11 protein-coding genes are annotated in these 17,174 nt (G+C 64.4%); 7 read left to right on the top strand and 4 right to left on the bottom strand.

What is annotated here, in order from left to right; genetic code table 11:
• Window positions 1-148 precede the first annotated feature (148 nt).
• Entirely contained in the window at window positions 149-1,144 is a 996-nt protein-coding gene (locus ACLEJU_RS01675) for an alpha/beta fold hydrolase (RefSeq protein ID WP_435422115.1), read from the bottom strand.
• A gap of 198 nt (window positions 1,145-1,342) precedes the next feature.
• Between ACLEJU_RS01675 and metR the strand changes: the two genes are divergently transcribed.
• Entirely contained in the window at window positions 1,343-2,260 is a 918-nt protein-coding gene (gene metR / locus ACLEJU_RS01670) for a transcriptional regulator MetR (RefSeq protein WP_435422116.1), read from the top strand.
• Here the strand turns inward: metR and ACLEJU_RS01665 are convergent.
• Window positions 2,244-2,657, bottom strand: coding sequence for an NUDIX hydrolase (locus ACLEJU_RS01665; protein WP_435422117.1), 414 nt, complete (start codon window positions 2,655-2,657; stop codon window positions 2,244-2,246). The two genes, metR and ACLEJU_RS01665, sit on opposite strands and share 17 nt — an antisense overlap.
• Window positions 2,658-2,747: 90 nt before the next feature.
• On the opposite strand from ACLEJU_RS01665, the gene ACLEJU_RS01660 reads away from it, so the two are divergent.
• The 3 genes from ACLEJU_RS01660 to ACLEJU_RS01650 all read left to right on the top strand — a co-directional run bounded on the left by ACLEJU_RS01660 (window position 2,748) and on the right by ACLEJU_RS01650 (window position 10,051).
• On the top strand, window positions 2,748-7,055 hold the full coding sequence (locus tag ACLEJU_RS01660; RefSeq protein ID WP_435422118.1) for a DEAD/DEAH box helicase: 4,308 nt from the start codon (window positions 2,748-2,750) through the stop codon (window positions 7,053-7,055).
• A gap of 101 nt (window positions 7,056-7,156) precedes the next feature.
• Complete coding sequence (locus tag ACLEJU_RS01655) at window positions 7,157-8,776, top strand: FMN-binding glutamate synthase family protein (protein ID WP_435422119.1); 1,620 nt, start codon at window positions 7,157-7,159, stop codon at window positions 8,774-8,776.
• Between the two features lie 135 nt (window positions 8,777-8,911).
• Window positions 8,912-10,051 (top strand): OpgC domain-containing protein, encoded by a 1,140-nt coding sequence (locus tag ACLEJU_RS01650; protein WP_435422120.1) that lies wholly within the window; start codon window positions 8,912-8,914, stop codon window positions 10,049-10,051.
• A 16-nt stretch (window positions 10,052-10,067) separates the two neighbouring features.
• On the opposite strand, the gene ACLEJU_RS01645 is transcribed toward ACLEJU_RS01650, so the two are convergent.
• On the bottom strand, window positions 10,068-11,486 hold the full coding sequence (locus ACLEJU_RS01645) for an amino acid permease (RefSeq protein WP_435422121.1): 1,419 nt from the start codon (window positions 11,484-11,486) through the stop codon (window positions 10,068-10,070).
• A 391-nt stretch (window positions 11,487-11,877) separates the two neighbouring features.
• Here ACLEJU_RS01645 and ACLEJU_RS01640 point away from each other — a divergent pair, with 391 nt between their 5' ends.
• The 3 genes from ACLEJU_RS01640 to ACLEJU_RS01630 all read left to right on the top strand — a co-directional run bounded on the left by ACLEJU_RS01640 (window position 11,878) and on the right by ACLEJU_RS01630 (window position 16,398).
• Complete coding sequence (locus ACLEJU_RS01640) at window positions 11,878-15,015, top strand: transglycosylase domain-containing protein (RefSeq protein ID WP_435422122.1); 3,138 nt, start codon at window positions 11,878-11,880, stop codon at window positions 15,013-15,015.
• An 86-nt stretch (window positions 15,016-15,101) separates the two neighbouring features.
• Window positions 15,102-15,647, top strand: a complete 546-nt coding sequence (locus ACLEJU_RS01635; protein ID WP_294326535.1) for a PadR family transcriptional regulator — start codon at window positions 15,102-15,104, stop codon at window positions 15,645-15,647.
• The gene (locus tag ACLEJU_RS01630) at window positions 15,640-16,398 is read left to right on the top strand and encodes a siderophore-interacting protein (protein WP_435422123.1); all 759 of its coding nucleotides are present in this window, start codon (window positions 15,640-15,642) and stop codon (window positions 16,396-16,398) included. Before ACLEJU_RS01635 ends, ACLEJU_RS01630 begins: the two co-directional genes overlap by 8 nt.
• 139 nt (window positions 16,399-16,537) lie before the next feature.
• Here the strand turns inward: ACLEJU_RS01630 and ACLEJU_RS01625 are convergent, their stop codons facing one another.
• Complete coding sequence (locus tag ACLEJU_RS01625) at window positions 16,538-17,173, bottom strand: Pr6Pr family membrane protein (protein ID WP_435422124.1); 636 nt, start codon at window positions 17,171-17,173, stop codon at window positions 16,538-16,540.
• Between the last annotated feature and the right edge of the window lies 1 nt (window position 17,174).

The raw sequence follows: 17,174 nt of genomic DNA, 5'->3' as shown, positions 1-17,174 counted from the left end.
AGGAGCGGCCTTGTGTCACGAAAGGGCTGCGCAGCAGCCCCAGGATTTCTGTGCAGTGCATAAATTGCTGGGGCTGCTTTGCAGCCCTTTCGCGACACAAGGCCGCTCCTACAATGGTGTGCATCACCACGAAGCAGGCGACTCCGATTCAGAGCCCTGCGATATGAGTAACATCCTGCCGGTGCGATTGCAGGTAAGGCAGCACCGCCGCCAGCAAGGGAGCCTTGAACCGCTCCTGGAAGCGGTGCGCCAGCCCCGGAATCAACCGAAGCTGACTCCCTTGGATATGAGCCGCCAGATGCACGCCGTGCATCACCGGCAATAGCGGATCGGCGGTGCCATGCACCACCAGCGTCGGCACTCGCAACTCATTCAGCAACTGCACCCGGCTCGGCTCGGCCAGAATCGCCATGATCTGGCGCTTGGCGCCCTCAGGGTTGAACGCCCGGTCATAGGCCACCGCTGCCTGCTGCAACAACGCGGCACGGTCGTCATGCACCTCGGGGCTACCCAGCGCCGCCAGCAGGTCCGCCTGCTGCTCGATGGCTACCTCGCGACTCGGCGCACTGCGCCGCGCCAGCAACTGCACCAGGGCCGGATCCGGCGCTGGCAGCCCCGCCGCCCCCGAGCTGGACATCACCAGGGTCAGGCTACGCACCCGCTCGGGCGCCATGGCAGCCAGGTGCTGAGCGATCATCCCGCCCATGCTCACGCCCAGCACATGGAACTGGCGAATACCCAGTACATCCATCAGCTGTAGGCCATCGTTGGCCATGTCGGTCAGGGTATAAGGCGCGGCGACCGGCAGGCCCAGCTTGTAGCGCAACAGCTCGACGGTGAGGTTGGCCGAAGGCGGCAGCTGGTTCCAGCGCGACAGGCCGACATCGCGGTTGTCATAGCGAATGACCCGAAAACCCTGACGGCACAATGCTTGGACCACGTCGTCCGGCCAGTGGATGAGTTGCCCGCCCAGGCCCATGACCAGCAGCAAGGCCGGATCGCGAGGCGCGCCAACGCTCTGATAGACCAGGCTCAGCTCACCGATTTCGGCACGTTGTACCGGCACATGGGCGTCGCAGCGCGTGTCGGCGAAGCTGGCCGAAGTGCTGAACACGAGAAAGAAAAAAAGCAGAATAGCCCGCATGAAAGAAACACCAGAATGCAGATTCCCAGTAGAGCGCGAGTCTGATGAATTTAATTCGGGCGCGCTGCCACAGTTCAGTGACAGTTTGATGAACCCTGCCGAGCGGTGCGGCGCAGCGTCCAGTCGACAGCTCGGGGCAACATGAGCGAAACTCAACTCATCCCCCTGTTTTCTGAAAATTTTCTCTCGGAGTCAGCTGTGCTGGAGATCCGCCACCTGAAAACCCTTCATGCCCTGCGCGAGGCCGATAGCCTGGTGGAGGCCGCCGAACGCCTGCACCTGACCCAGTCGGCGCTGTCGCACCAGTTCAAGGAGCTTGAAGAGCGACTGGGCCTGCCACTGTTCGTGCGCAAGTCCAAGCCTATCCGCTTCACCAGCGCCGGCCTGCGCCTGCTGCAACTGGCCGATGCCACCCTGCCGCTGCTGCGCGGCGCCGAGCGCGACATTGCCCGCTTGGCTGGCGGCACTGCCGGGCGCCTGCACATGGCCATCGAATGCCACAGCTGCTTCCAGTGGCTGATGCCGACCATCGACCAGTTCCGCGATGCCTGGCCGGAGGTGGAACTGGACCTGGCCTCGGGCTTTGCCTTCGCCCCACTGCCGGCACTGGCCCGGGGCGACCTCGACCTGGTGGTGACCTCCGACCCGCTGGACCTCGCCGGCATCACCTACGTGCCGCTGTTCACCTACGAAGCCATGCTCGCCGTGGCCAACCAGCACCCTCTGGCCAGCAAACCGTACATCGTGCCCCAGGACCTGCTCGACCAGACCCTGATCACCTACCCGGTGGAGCGCGACCGCCTGGACATCTTCACCCGCTTCCTGGAGCCAGCCGATATCGAGCCGGCCACCGTGCGCACGTCCGAGTTGACTGTGATGATGATGCAACTGGTGGCCAGCGGCCGTGGCGTGTGCGGCATGCCGCACTGGGCGCTGCACGAGTACAGCGCACGGGGCTACGTGAAGGGCAAGCGCCTGGGTGAGAAAGGCCTGTTCGCCACGCTGTATGCGGCCGTACGCACCGACATGCTCGATGCGCCTTACATGCGCGACTTCCTGCTGACCGCCAAGGACACCTCGTTCGCCACCCTCGATGGGGTCAGCGCGGTACGCTGACGGCCTGGCGGTACAGAGGCAGGATCAGGTCGCGGGTCAGCGGCGCCAACTCAGGCGTTGCTGCCTGATCGGCGGCCAGCCACAGCACTTCTTCGATTTCCGCCGCTGGGGCTACGGCCTCCGCACTGTCGACGCGGAACAGCTCGGCCTGCACTTCGAAGCCTGGTTCGTTGGCCGCCGGTGCGCTGAACTGGCCCAGGTGCACGGCCTGGGCCGGGTCAATGTGCAGCCCCAACTCTTCGTGCAGCTCACGCACCAACGCCTGAACGGGTGACTCACCCGCATCGATCTTGCCACCCGGTTGCATGAACGCCTGGGTGCCACGTTTGCGCACCAGGAGGGTGCGGCCTTGCGGGTCGATCAACAGGGCGGCGGCGATGCGGATGATGTTGGGCATGGGTGGGCTCGCTGAAAAGGCGACAGTCTACAGAAGATCCACGACGAACGGCCCCTTGCCAAGCCGCCGTTCACCCGCCATAACCAACAGATGAACCTGCCAGCCCACCAGCACCCGGTGCTCGAGCTGTTCCACCCGGCCGTCGGCACCTGGTTCCGCCGCCACTTCGCCACGGTCACCGATGCCCAGGCCCGTGCCTGGCCTCTGATCCATGCCGGCCAGTCGATGCTGCTCGCCGCGCCGACCGGCTCGGGGAAGACCCTGAGCGCCTTCCTGGCCGTGCTCGACGAACTGTTCCGCGAGGGCCTGGAGCATGACGGCGAGTTGCCGGCGCACACCCAGGTCGTCTACGTGTCGCCACTCAAGGCGCTGTCCAACGACATCCGCCTGAACCTGCAGGCCCCCCTCGAGGGCATCAGCCAGGCCCTTGAACAACAAGGCTTGAAAGCACCACGCATCACCGCCGCCGTGCGCACCGGCGATACCCCGCAAAAAGAGCGGGCGGCCATGCGCAAGCTGGCACCCCATATCCTGGTGACCACACCGGAGTCGCTATACGTGCTGATGGGCTCGGCCTCCGGCCGCGAAGGCCTGGCCAGCGTGCACACGGTCATTGTCGACGAGATCCACGCCCTGGCCGGCAACAAGCGCGGTGCCCACCTGGCGCTGACGTTGGAGCGTTTGCAGGCTTTGTCCGGGCGCCCACTACGACGCGTCGGCCTGTCCGCCACCCAGCGGCCGGTGGAGCGCGTGGCGCAGTTTCTGGTTGGCGGCCAACGCCCTTGCGCGATCGTCGATGTCGGCCATGCGCGCCAGCGCGACCTCGCCATCGAAGTGCCGCCGGTACCGCTCGGCGCCGTCATGGCCACGGACGTCTGGGGCCTGGTCTACGACCGCCTGGCGGCCCTCGCCCGCGAACACCGCACCACGCTCGTCTTCGTCAATACCCGGCGCCTGGCCGAACGCATCACTCGCCACCTCAGCGACCGCCTGGGCAAGGAAGCGGTAGCCGCGCACCATGGCAGCCTGGCCAAGGAGCTACGCCTGGACGCCGAACAGCGCCTGAAGAGCGGCCAGCTGCAAGTGCTGGTGGCCACCGCCTCGCTTGAGCTGGGTATCGACATCGGCGATGTCGACCTGGTCTGCCAGATCGAATCACCGGGATCGATCGCGGCATTCCTGCAGCGAGTCGGCCGCTCCGGGCACCAGGTCGAGGGCATCCCCAAGGGCCGTCTGTTTCCGACTTCCCGCGATGACCTGATCGAATGCGTAGCGCTGCTCGACTGCGTGCGCCATGGCGAACTTGATGAATTGCATGTCCCCAAGGCACCGCTGGACGTGCTGGCCCAGCAGATCGTCGCCGAAGCCAGCAACCAGCCCTGGCAGGAACAGGCGCTGTTCGACTGCCTGCGCCAAGCCGCACCTTATACCGCCCTTGATCCCGCGCATTACCAGGCCCTGCTGCGCATGCTCGCCGAAGGCTACAACGGCCGCCTGGGCATCCGCAGCGCCTATCTGCACCGTGATGCGGTCAGCGGCACCTTGCGCGGGCGCCGGGGTAGCCAGCTGACCGCGCTGACCAGTGGCGGCACCATTCCCGAGACTGCCGACTATGCCGTGCTGCTCGAGCCACAGGCGTTGAACATCGGCAGCGTCAACGAAGACTTTGCGGTGGAAAGCATCGCCGGCGATATCTTCCAGCTGGGCAACGCGTCCTATCGCATCCTGCGGGTCGAGCCGGGGCGCGTGCGCGTCGAGGATGCCCAAGGCCTGCCGCCGACCATTCCGTTCTGGCTCGGCGAAGCACCGGGGCGCAGTGACGAACTGTCCGCTGCGGTCGCCCGCCTGCAGGCCCGCCTGGATGAGCGTTTGGCACAGAGCGAAGAGGCTCTGCAGTGGTTGCAAGACACCTTCGAACTCGACGAAGCCAGCGCCAGCCAGTTGCTCGATTACCTGGGCCGCACCCGCGAGGTGCTCGGTGCCCTACCCTCCCAACAAACCTTGGTGATGGAGCGCTTCTTCGACGAGTCCGGCGGTACCCAACTGATCATCCATTCGCCCTACGGCAGCCGTATCAACCGTGCGTGGGGGCTGGCCCTGCGCAAACGCTTCTGCCGCACCTTCAATTTCGAGTTGCAGGCTGCGGCCAGCGAAGATGCCATCGTGCTGTCGCTGTCCACCAGCCACAGCTTCGAACTGGATGAAGTATGGCGCTACCTGAACAGCCGCAATGCCGAGGAGATCCTCATCCAGGCCCTGCTCGACGCGCCGCTGTTCGGCGTGCGCTGGCGCTGGAACGCCGGCGTGGCCATGGCTCTGCCGCGCTTCGTCGGCGGTCGCAAGGTGGCACCGCAGATCCAGCGCATGAAAAGCGAAGACCTGATTGCCTCGGTGTTCCCCGACCAGATCGCCTGCGTGGAGAACATCGTCGGTGAACGTCAGATTCCCGATCACCCGCTGGTCGAACAGACCCTCGACGACTGCCTGCACGAAGCCATGGACAGCGAAGGCTGGCTGGCATTGTTGCGACGCATGGAAAGCGGCCAGGTGCGCCTGCTGTGCCGCGACCTGCCCGCACCTTCGCCGCTGGCCGCGGCCATTCTCAATGCACGGCCCTATGCCTTCCTCGATGACGCCCCGCTGGAGGAGCGACGCACGCAAGCGGTGCTCAACCGGCGCTGGAATGACGTGCATGACGGCGATGACCTCGGTGCGCTGGACGCCGATGCGATCACCGCCGTGCAAGCCGAGGCCTGGCCGCAGCCGGGCAATGCCGACGAGATGCACGAGGCGCTGATGACCCTGGGCGCCGTCAGCCATGACGAAGTCCAGGCTAACCCCAGCTGGGACCTGCTGCTGCGCCAGCTGGCCAAGGCCGGGCGCGCCATGCGCCTGATCGATGAAAAACTCTGGCTGGCACGCGAGCGCCTGAACCTGTTGCAAACCCTGTATCCGGCATCGCGCCTGCAGCCCGCGCTGGGCATACTGCCCGGCTTCGACCAGGCCATCGACCCGGACAACGCGCTGAGCGAGCTGCTGCGCGCCCGCCTGAGCGGCCACGGCCCGCTGAGCGTGGCACAGATTGCCGCGCCACTGGGCAAGCCCGCTGCTCAGGTCGAGCAGGCGCTGGCCCGCCTGGAAGCCGAAGGCTATGTACTGCGTGGCCACTTCAACCCAGGGGCGCGGGAGCTGCAATGGTGTGAACGCCACCTGTTGGCGCGCATCCATCGCTACACGGTGAAGCGCCTGCGCCGGGAGATCGAGCCGGTCAGCCTGCAGGATTTCATGCGTTTTCTCTTCGACTGGCAGCACCTGGCGCCAGATGAACGCCTGCGTGGGCCTCAGGCGGTGGCCGAAGTGCTGGGCCAGCTGCAGGGCTTCCCCAGTGCGGCCGGCGCCTGGGAAGCGGAACTGCTGCCCACGCGAATCACGGACTACAGCCCGCAATGGCTGGACGAAGCCTGCCGCAGCGGGCAGTTTGCCTGGAGCAGGCTGGCCGCGACCGTGGCGAGCAACACCTTGTCCAGTACGCCGCTGGTGCTGTTGCCACGCGAGCATATGGGCCTGTGGCGTAGTCTCGCCCCCGAGCCTGCGCGGGAAGCACTTGGCGGGCGGGCACAACGGGTACTTGAAGCGCTGCAGGCCCACGGGGCGCTGTTCTTCGACGAACTGACCAGCGATGCCCACCTGCTGCCCAGCGAGCTGGAAGCGGCGTTGCAGGAACTGGTGGGTGCCGGCCTGGTGGGCGCCGACAGCTTCACCGGCCTGCGCAGCCTGATTACCCCTGCCGCCAAGCGCAGCTCCCGCAATAGCCGGCGCGGCCACCCGCCGATGTCGAGCAGCATGGCCCATGCCGGGCGCTGGGCGTTGCTGCGTCGGGGCAGCACCAGCATTGACGAGAACCAGCGCCTGGAGCATATCGCCCGCACACTGCTGCGACGCTATGGGGTCATCTGCTGGCGGCTGCTGGAGCGGGAAAGCGATGTGTTACCGCCCTGGCGCGAGCTGCTGCGTTGCTATCACCGGCTGGAAGCGCGTGGCGAAATTCGTGGCGGGCGTTTCATTGCCGGCCTGGCCGGTGAGCAGTTCGCCTTGCCGGAGGCGGTCGGGTTGCTGAGGCAGGTACGCCGGCGTGCCTTGGATGCTGGGTTGGTGGTGGTGAGTGCGAGCGACCCGCTGAACCTGATCGGGTCGCTGCTGCCTGGGGCGAAAGTGCCTGCTGTGGGTGGCAACCGGTTGCTGTATCGCGATGGTGTTCCGGTGGCGGTGCGGGTGGCTGGGCGTTATAGCTATCTGCTGGATGCCTCGGCGCAGGAGCAAGCGAGCTGGAAGGATACATTGATGCGTACGCCGACAGGCGCTGGAACCTTATCCTCGAACACCTCTTGGCGAGAATGATTTTCGCTACCCCGATTTTGATTTGCACTGCCACACAAGTTGGCTATGGTCGGGGTTTGCCCCAGGCCCTGAGCCTGACCGCGCCATCGCAAGGATCCCGTATGAGCCTGTCACTTCTCAGCCGCTATGCCTTCTTCACCGCCTGTGTATTGTTCACCCTGGCGAGCCTGCCGTTCCTTCACCACGAATGGCTGTGGCCGTTCACCCTGGTCACCGGGGTGCTCAGCCTGATCGGGGTGTTCGACCTGCTGCAGCAACGCCACGCGGTGCGCCGCAACTATCCGATCCTTGGCAACATCCGCTACCTGGTCGAGGGCATTCGTCCGGAAATCCGCCAGTACCTGCTGGAGGCCGACAGCGATGCCCTGCCCTTCTCCCGCGCCCAGCGCTCGCTGGTGTACGCCCGGGCCAAGAACGAAGCCTCGGACAAACCCTTCGGCACCCTGATCGACGTCTACGAATCAGGCTTCGAGTTCATCGGCCATTCCATGCGCCCGGCGCCACTGACCGACCCGGCAAGCTTCCGGGTCATCGTCGGCGGGCCGCAGTGCAGCCAGCCGTATTCGGCGTCGATCTTCAACATCTCGGCCATGAGCTTCGGTTCGCTTAGCGCCAACGCCATCCGCGCCCTGAACAAAGGCGCCAAGCTGGGCAACTTCCACCACGACACCGGTGAAGGCAGCATCAGCCCCTATCACCGCGAAAACGGTGGCGACCTGGTCTGGGAGCTGGGCAGCGGCTACTTCGGCTGCCGCACCGCTGACGGCCGCTTCGACCCCGAACGCTTCGCCGCCCAGGCCCGCACCCCACAGGTGCGGATGATCGAGATCAAGATGAGCCAGGGCGCCAAGCCCGGCCACGGCGGCATCCTGCCCAAGCACAAGGTAACCCAGGAAATTGCCGAAACCCGGGGTGTGCTGATGGGCGAGGACTGCATCTCGCCATCGCGCCACAGCGCCTTCTCCACCCCGATCGAGATGATGCACTTCATCGCCCAACTGCGTGAACTGTCTGGCGGTAAACCGGTGGGCTTCAAGTTCTGCCTGGGCCACCCGTGGGAATTCATGGGCATCGCCAAGGCCATGCTGGAAACCGGCATCCTGCCCGACTTCATCGTGGTCGATGGCAAGGAAGGCGGCACCGGCGCCGCGCCGGTGGAGTTCACCGACCACATCGGCGTGCCGCTGCGTGAAGGCCTGCTGTTCGTGCACAACACCCTGGTCGGCCTGAACCTGCGCGACAAGATCAAGCTCGGCGCCAGCGGCAAGATCGTCAGCGCCTTCGACATCGCCAGCGTGCTGGCCATCGGCGCCGACTGGGCCAACTCGGCGCGCGGGTTCATGTTCGCCATTGGCTGCATCCAGTCGCAGAGCTGCCACACCAACAAGTGCCCGACCGGCGTAGCCACGCAAGACCCGCTGCGCCAGCGCGCCCTGGTGGTGCCGGACAAGGCCCAGCGGGTGCTGAACTTCCACCACAACACCCTGCGTGCGCTGGCCGAGATGCTGGCCGCAGCGGGCCTTGAGCACCCGGCGCAGCTGGAGGCCAAGCACCTGGTGCGGCGCGTGTCGGCCACCGAGATCAAGCTGTTCTCGCAGATGCATGTGTTCCTCAAGCCGGGCGAGTTGCTCACCGGCGAGGTCAACGGGCAGTTCTATTCACGTATGTGGCAGATGGCGCGGGCCGACAGCTTCGAGCCGCAAAGTGAAGCGGTCGCTTGAGTACCTATACTGGCTGAATGAAATGCAAGCTGGCGGTAGTGGCGAATCGGCCTTCAGTCAGCTTGCCAGAGGCGAAGGGAGCCGCCTGGTACACCGGACGATATTCTCTGAAACCTCCAGACCAGGGCACTGACCATGAACAACGCCCGCGACCTTCGCATCGACTTCTTTCGTGGCCTGGCCCTGGTGTTCATCTTCTGGGACCACATCCCCGACAACCCGCTGGGCAATTTCACCGTGCGCAATATCGGCTTCAGCGATGCGGCGGAGATCTTCGTGTTCCTCGCCGGCTACGCGGCAGTGCTGGCCTATGGCAAGGTCGCCCGGCGCGACGGCTGGCTGGTGGCGAGCATGCGCATCCTGCGCCGAGTCTGGGTGCTGTATGTGGCGCATATCTTCCTGCTGGCGCTGCTGATGGGCATGGTGTTCGTCGCCAACCACCACGCCCAGCGGGACATGATCGAAGGCATGGGGCTGAGCTACTTCCTCCATGACCCGCAGCAAGCGCTGGTGGACGAATTGCTGCTGCGCTTCAAGCCCAACCTGATGGACCCGCTGCCGCTGTACATCCTGTTGTTGCTGGGCTTGCCGCTGCTGCTGCCACTGTTGATGCAACGCCTGGCGCTGGCGGTGGGCCTGTCGTTGGGGCTGTATGCGCTGGTGCAGGCGTTCAAGTGGAACCTGCCGGCCCAGGCCGGTGGGGTCTGGTATTTCAACCCGTTTGCCTGGCAATTGCTGTTCGTGCTCGGTGGCGCAGCAGCACTGAGTGGGCAGCGCAACGCAACAATGTCGTCCACCCGGGCATGGCGCCAGCCGCTGTTCGTGGCCGCAGCCGTCGTGGTGCTGGCCAGCGCGCTGATCACCCTGTCCTGGCGCTGGACGGCACTGCACGATGTGCTGATTCCACGCTGGCTGGGCGAATGGCTGTACCCGATCGACAAGACCAATCTCTCACCGCTGCGGTTGGTGCAGTTCCTGGCGCTGGCCTTCTGCACTGCCAGGCTGGTGCGCAGCGGCCCGTGGCTGCAAGGTTGGGCGGCGCGGCAGAGTTGCAGGATGGGGCGCTATTCGCTGGAAGTGTTCTGCCTGGGCGTGTTGCTGGCGCCGATGGCGGACATGTTCAATGCGATGGGTGGGGATCGCTGGCCGGTGCAGTTGCTGACCGCGCTGGGCGGGCTGCTGGCCATGCTGTTGCTGGCGGGGTGGCTGGAATGGAGCAAGCAGCTGGGGCAACCCAGAGTAGCGCCCGCAGTGGCGGGACAAGGGGCAGCCTAGCTGCCCCCCTTCCACATCAAGAAGCCGGACTGACGATGCCCTGCTCCTGCTTTGGCGCGAGACGGAACGCGTAATACAGCACCGTCAGCAGCACCAGGAACGCCGGGCCAATGTACAGCGCCACGCGGGTATCCTCGAAGTACGCCATCAGGCCCACCACCAGCACCAGGAAGGCCAGGGCCAGGTAGGAGCTCAGCGGCCACAGCCACATGCGGTACTTCAGCGCCTTCTGCTCGGCGGTCGAGAGGCCGGCGCGGAACTTGATCTGCGCCAGCAGGATCATCACCCAGGTCCAGATCGCACCGAAGGTGGCAATCGAGGTCACCCAGACGAACACCTTTTCCGGCACCAGGTAGTTGGCCAGCACGCCCAGCAGCAGCGCACCAATCGACAGCAGCAGCGCATTGCGCGGCACGCCGCTTTTCGAGGTGCGAGCGAAGGCGGCCGGGGCCTGGCCGTTCTGCGCCAGGCTGTAGAGCATGCGCCCGGTGCTGAAGATGCCGCCGTTGCACGACGACAGCGCAGCGGTAATCACCACGAAGTTGATGATGCCGGCAGCCGTCTTGATCCCTAAGCGCTCGAAGGTCATGACGAACGGGCTGCCCTGGCTGCCGATGCCGTCCCACGGGTAGATCGACAGAATCACGAACAGGGCGCCGACGTAGAACAGCAGGATGCGCCAGAACACCGAGCCGATCGCCTGGGGAATGGTTTTCTGCGGATTGCGCGCTTCGCCGGCGGTGAGGCCGATCATTTCCACGCCCAGGTAGGCGAACATCACCATCTGCAGCGACATCAGCACGCCCGTCACGCCGTTGGGCATGAAGCCGCCGTTGCTCCACAGGTTGGAGATGCCCACGGCGACGCCGTCATTGCCGAAGCCGAACGCGATTACGCCAATGCCACCGAGGACCATGGCAATGATGGTAACGATCTTGATCAGGGCAAACCAGAATTCGAACTCGCCGAACGCCTTGACCGCGATCAGGTTGACTGCGCCCATGCTGCCCAGCGCCATCAAGGCCCAGATCCAGCGCGGCACGTCAGGAAACCAGATGCCCATGTAGATGGCCACCGCGGTGATTTCCGCCACGCAGGTCACCAGCCACAGGAACCAGTAGTTCCAGCCAGTGAGAAAACCCGCCAGCGGGCCAAGGTAGTCCTGGGCGTAGCGGCTGAACGAGCCGGCGACCGGGTTGTGCACGGCCATCTCTCCGAGGGCACGCATGATCACCAGGATCGCCAGGCCACCAATGATGTAGGAAAGCATGATCGCGGGGCCGGCCATTTCGATGGCTTTGGCCGAACCGAGGAAAAGACCGACGCCGATACAGGCGCCCAGCGCCATCAGACGAATGTGCCGTTCGCCCAGCTCACGCTTGAGCGGGCTGCCCTCGGTGGGCGCGGCAGGGGCAGGATGGTTGCCGACTGGCATAGCAATACAACCTCATTTTGTTATTGGATTTGACCTTCGTGCAGCACCGGCCATGCCGATAGGCGTGGCGTTGGCTTGCCAGGCTGGCCTTGTGGGCCGGCCCGTGTGCCGGGCTAGAGCGGCCGGCAGGGCGAAGGGGCCGAGCAGTATAGGAAGTCCGTTACAGGGGTTTTCGCTGTAAAAACAGGGAAATTCAGCGAGTTTTTCGGGGGCTGCTACGCCCGCCCCGATCCCACTGCCACCCTAACAACAACGCCGCAGGATTAAACCCACACCAAAGCCGCATAGCCCTACGCTACATTTCCCGACTTCCTACAAATTTTTCACCTGTTCCTGCCAACGTCTAAGCTTCAGACAAGCAAGACGAAAATACCTGGCCGGATAGAAGACTATGGGCGCACTGTGGCAATCGGAACCAACCAGAACGGAAGCATCTGAAGCACCTCCGGCCAAGACGCCACAACCGCAGTCCCCACGTCAGCGCAGGCTCTGGTGGCGGCTGATTTTCCTGATCCTGCTGGTGGTACTGGTTGCCATCGGTTTCGCCGCCTATGACGAGTTCCGCACCTCCAACCTGCAATCGCGCGAATTCAGCAAGCTGGCCACCACCCTCACCTATTCGCTGCAGCCAGGGCCGAGCGATGCGATCGTCTACCCGGGCGACGGGCCGTTCGACAAGCGCCTGGGCTATAGCGGGCTGGGCGAATTCCTGCCTCGCCTGCTGAAACGCGATTACCTGATCAGCGAACAAGTGCAGTTCTCCCCCGCCTTGATGCGTTATGTCGATCATGGTCTGTTTGCCCCCTACATCGAAAAGATCCAGACCGGCTTGTCGATCACCGACTGCCGCGGCGAGACGCTGTACCAGTACAACTACCCGCAGCACCTGTACCCGGATTTCGCCTCCATCCCACCGGTGATGGTCAACAGCTTGCTGTTCATCGAAAACCGCGACCTGCTCGATACCACGGACGTAAAGAACAACCCGGCCGTGGACTGGCCACGCTTTGCCAAGGCTGCCTACAGCCAGGTGGCCAAGTATCTGGCCCTGCCCGGCCAGTCGGCGGGTGGCAGCACCCTCGCCACCCAGCTGGAGAAGTACCGCCATTCGCCGGATGGCCTGACCGTCAATGGTGCCGAGAAGATCCGCCAGATGATCTCGGCCAGCGTGCGCGCCTACCAGGGTGGCCCCGACACCAGCGAAGCGCGCCACCGGATCGTGCGTGACTACCTCAACAGCGTGCCGCTGTCGGCCGTGCCTGGGCATGGCGAGGTGCATGGCATGGCCGAGGGCCTGCGGGTCTGGTACGGCGCCGATTTCGACCAGGTCAACCAGGCACTGACCTCCACCGCAACGGACCCGGACAGCATGGCCGCGCGCGGCCTGGCCCTGCGCCAGGTGCTGTCGCTGATGATCGCCCAGCGCCGCCCTTCGCATTACCTGTCCAAGGGCCGTGTCGAACTGGCCGAGCTCACCGACTCGCACATTCGCGTGCTGGCGGCCGCCAAGATCATCGATCAACCGCTGGCCGACGCGGCGCTGGCCAGCAAGGCGGTCTACCGCGACTGGGTCGCCCAGCCGACCATCGTGCCGATCATCACCAACAAAGGCATCAGCCTGGCCCGCAACCGCCTGGCGGCCATGCTCAACCGCCCGCTGTATGACCTCGACCGCCTCGATGTGTCAGCCACCAGCACCCTGCAAGCCGACCTGCAGCTGCAGGTCAGCCAGTACCTGAAAAACCTTGCCGACCCCGAATTCGCCGCGCAGATCGGCCTGATCGGTGAACGCCTGCTCACCTCCAAGACTACCGACCAGGTGAGCTACAGCTTCACCTTGTTCGAGCGCACCGCCGATGGTTCGCGGGTCCGTGTGCAGACCGACAGCACCAACCAGCCTTTCGATATCAACGAAGGCAGCAAACTGGAACTGGGCTCGACCGCCAAACTACGAGTGCTCACGACTTACCTGGAAATCATCGCCGAGCTGCACGACAAGTACGCCGGCAAGCCTGCAGCCGAGTTGAAGAAAGTCGAAGTCGCCGAGCTCGACCGCATTACCCAGTGGTCACTGGAATGGCTGGCACAGAACAGCAAGAACCAGAGCCTGGATGCCATGCTCGATGCCGCGTTGGAACGCAAATACTCGGCCAACACGGGTGAAGCCTTCTTCACCGGCGGCGGCATGCACGTGTTCAACAACTTCCGCAAGGAAGACAACAACCGCAACCCGACACTCAAGGATGCCCTGCGCGAATCGATCAACCTGCCGTTCATCCGCCTGATGCGCGACCTGGTGCGTTACGTCACCTACCAGCAGCCGTTCAACCGCGTGCCGCTGCTCAAGGACGACTCCGACCCGCGCCGCCAGGAATACCTGGCCCGTTTCGCCGACAAGGAAGGCACAAGCTACCTGATGCGCTTCTGGAAGAAGTACCAGCGCAAGACTTCCCAGCAGCGCCTGGACACTTTCCTCGACAGCATGCGCGCCACCCCGCAGCGTCTGGCGGCGGTGCACCGCTACCTGTTCCCGGAAGCCGGCCAGGAAACCTTCAATGCCTTCGTCCGTGCCCACAGCAAGGATGACAAGATCGCCTTGGGCAAACTCACCGACGGCAAGCTGGCGGAGATGTACGAAGCCTACGGCCCCGGCAAGTACGACCTGCCCGACCAGGGCTACATCGCCAAGGTCCACCCGCTGGACCTGTGGCTGCTGGGCTACCTGTTGAAGCACCCGAGTTCCACGCTCACCGAAATGGTCAACGCCAGCCATTTCGAGCGCCAGGAAGTCTACAGCTGGCTGTTCAAGAGCCGGCACCAGGGTGCGCGTGACAGCCGCATCCGCACCATGGTCGAGATCGAAGCGTTCCTCGATATCCATCAACGCTGGAAGCGCGTGGGCTACCCGTTCGACCATCTGGTGCCGTCGCTGGCCACCGCCATCGGCAGTTCCGGCGACCGCCCGGCTGCGCTGTCGGAACTGGTCGGCATCATCCAGAACGACGGCGTGCGCCTGCCGACGCTACGCATCGACACCCTGCATTTTGCCGCCAACACCCCCTACGAGACCAAGCTGGTCAGCGACCCGGACCGGGGTGTGCGAATTCTGCCGGTGGAAGTGGCGCGGGCGCTGAAAGGGGCCATGTCGCAGGTGGTCGATGCCGGTACCGCGCGACGCATCTCCGGCAGCTTCAAGCTCAAGGATGGCACGCCGCTGGTGATGGGCGGCAAGACCGGTACCGGTGACAACCGTATCGAAAGCTTCGGCGCTGGCGGCCGGCTGATCGGCTCACGCTCGCTCAACCGTACCGCCACCTTCGTGTTCTTCCTCGGTGAAAACCACTTCGGCACCCTGACCGCCTTTGTCCCTGGGCGCTCGGCGGAAGCCTTCAAGTTCACCTCGGCGCTGCCGGTGCAGGTACTCAAGGGCATGGCGCCGATCCTGATGCCGTACTTGCAGCCAGGTAACCCGAACGAGTGCAAACCACCGCAGGTTGCCATGCATGGCGACGACTCATCTAAAACGTAGATGATAATCATCGGCATTTAGAGGCTTGTGTTTAGATATATCTTGAGTAATATCTTTCGATATATCGAAACACAGGGAGCCTCTAAATGCGTGACCACTCCGCACATGACCCTTTTGAACGCCGCCCTGCCCGTGGCGAGCGCGGCCCGCGGGTTTTCGCCCCGGGTGACCTCAAGCTGCTGATGCTGTCGATGCTGGCCGAGCAACCGGGCCATGGCTATGACCTGATCCGCCAGATCGAAAACCTGTTCGACGGCAGCTACACGCCGAGCCCCGGCGTGATCTACCCCACCCTCAATTTCCTCGAAGAAGCCGAGTTGATCAGTGGCCAGGTGCACGGCAGCAAACGCCTGTACGCCATTACCGCTGCCGGCCGTAACGCGCTGGCCGATCAGGCCGTTGCCCTGGATGGCGTGCGCATGCGCATCGAAGTCAGCAAGCGCGCCTTGCGTGGCCACGACCGCCCGCCGGAAATCCACGAGGCGGTCGGCAACCTGCGCCATGCCCTGCACATGCACAGTGGCCGCTGGACGCCGGAAGAAATCGAACGGGTGCGCAACCTGCTCAACGACACTGCCAAGGCCATCGCCTCCGGGCCTGCCGATCCAGTCAGGGAGAATCCCCATGAGTGACAGCATTCACCGCGTCAACCACGAAATCCGCCAACGCCGCCTGCAGGTGCTGCGGGTCACCGACCTCACCCCGCGCATGCGCCGCATCACCCTAGGTGGCGCCGAACTGCAGGGCTTCACCAGCCTGGGCAGTGACGACCACATCAAGTTGCTGTTCGCTGAAACGGCCGAGCAGCAGCAGGCCATCGACGCCCGCAACCTGGGCCGTGACGGTGGCGCCCGGCCGACCATGCGCGAATACACGCCGCGCCGTATCGACCTGGTGGCCCACGAACTGGACATCGATTTCGTGCTGCACGGCGACGGCCCAGCTTCGACCTGGGCGGCCCAGGCGAAACCTGGGCAGACGCTGAACATCGCCGGGCCACGGGCCTCGATGGTGGTACCGGATATCTTCGACAGCTACCTGCTGGTGGGTGACGAAACGGCGATCCCGGCAATTGGCCGACGCCTGGAGGAGCTGCCGGCGGGGCGTCGGGTGCTGGCAGTGATCCAGATCGAGGATGAACAGGAGCGCCAGCCGCTGCCGAGCAAGGCTGAGGTTGAAGTGATCTGGCTGAAGCGCGATGAAGACTTGCTGGCGTTGCTCAACACGCTGTCGCTGCCCGAAGGCAAACTGTACAGCTGGGTGGCGCTGGAAAAATCGCTAACCCGCCAGGCCAAGGCGTTGTTGCTGGAAAGAGGCGTGGCGGAAGATGCCCTCAAGGCCGCCGCATATTGGCGTGCCGATGGATCTGCAGACGACGAGTGAACCTCCCGGCCGTGCTCCCCTGTAGGAGCGGCCTTGTGTCGCGAAAGGGCTGCCAAGCAGCCCCGGGATTTCAGCGACGCCACACATATTGCTGGGGCCGCTTCGCAGCCCTTTCGCGACACAAGGCCGCTCCTACAGATCAAGCAAACCTGCGCAATCCCCGCCACCGGTCCAGCCCCAGCAACACCAGGCCAATCCCCCAGAACCCCGCCAACACCCCCAGGGCATTGAGCATCACCTGCCCATACCCCAGACTCGCCACATCGATGAACGGGTAGGCATACGCCCCGATCTCACTCCCCCGCCACAGCGCATAGGCGAAATACACTGCCGGGTACAGCGCCCACACCATCAGGTGCCAGAGCCGCAGTCTGCCTTTGGGCACCTCGAACCACCAGTACAAGGCGAACAGCAGCGGCATCACATCGTGCAGCAGTTCATCCGCCAGCCACTGCCAGCCTTCGGGCTGCCACAGGTGGCGCAGCAGCACGCTGTAAGCCAACGCCACCAGCACGATGCTGGCCGCCACCGCAGAACTCACCGAAGGTGACAGAAACCAGCGCCTGGCCGCCGACTCCCGGCCAAAGGCCGCGTAGCTGAGCACCGTCGCCACCAGGGTATTGGTCAGCACCGTGAAGTAACCGAACACATTGATCAACCCGCCAATCAGGCTGGCTTGCTCCTGCCAGCGCGCCAGCAGCACCAGGTAGACCTGCACCGTAAGGCCGAACCAGCCAAGCAACGCCATCGACGTCAGCCAGGGGCGCCGTGGCATG

Source organism: Pseudomonas sp. SMN11 (assembly GCF_052041945.1).
Classification (GTDB): Bacteria; Pseudomonadota; Gammaproteobacteria; order Pseudomonadales; family Pseudomonadaceae; genus Aquipseudomonas.
The sequence above is the reverse complement of the archived record's forward strand: the minus strand, read 5'-3'. Positions and strand labels throughout refer to the sequence as shown.

Bases quoted from the DNA above. Each gene is read 5' to 3' on its own strand.
- ACLEJU_RS01650 (WP_435422120.1), top strand. From the start codon at position 8,912: ATGAACAACGCCCGCGACCTTCGCATCGACTTCTTTCGTGGCCTGGCC.
- ACLEJU_RS01675 (WP_435422115.1), bottom strand. From the start codon at position 1,144: ATGCGGGCTATTCTGCTTTTTTTCTTTCTCGTGTTCAGCACTTCGGCC.
- ACLEJU_RS01635 (WP_294326535.1), top strand. From the start codon at position 15,102: ATGCGTGACCACTCCGCACATGACCCTTTTGAACGCCGCCCTGCCCGT.
- ACLEJU_RS01660 (WP_435422118.1), top strand. From the start codon at position 2,748: ATGAACCTGCCAGCCCACCAGCACCCGGTGCTCGAGCTGTTCCACCCG.
- ACLEJU_RS01640 (WP_435422122.1), top strand. From the start codon at position 11,878: ATGGGCGCACTGTGGCAATCGGAACCAACCAGAACGGAAGCATCTGAA.
- ACLEJU_RS01645 (WP_435422121.1), bottom strand. From the start codon at position 11,486: ATGCCAGTCGGCAACCATCCTGCCCCTGCCGCGCCCACCGAGGGCAGC.
- ACLEJU_RS01630 (WP_435422123.1), top strand. From the start codon at position 15,640: ATGAGTGACAGCATTCACCGCGTCAACCACGAAATCCGCCAACGCCGC.
- ACLEJU_RS01625 (WP_435422124.1), bottom strand. From the start codon at position 17,173: ATGCCACGGCGCCCCTGGCTGACGTCGATGGCGTTGCTTGGCTGGTTC.
- ACLEJU_RS01665 (WP_435422117.1), bottom strand. From the start codon at position 2,657: ATGCCCAACATCATCCGCATCGCCGCCGCCCTGTTGATCGACCCGCAA.
- ACLEJU_RS01655 (WP_435422119.1), top strand. From the start codon at position 7,157: ATGAGCCTGTCACTTCTCAGCCGCTATGCCTTCTTCACCGCCTGTGTA.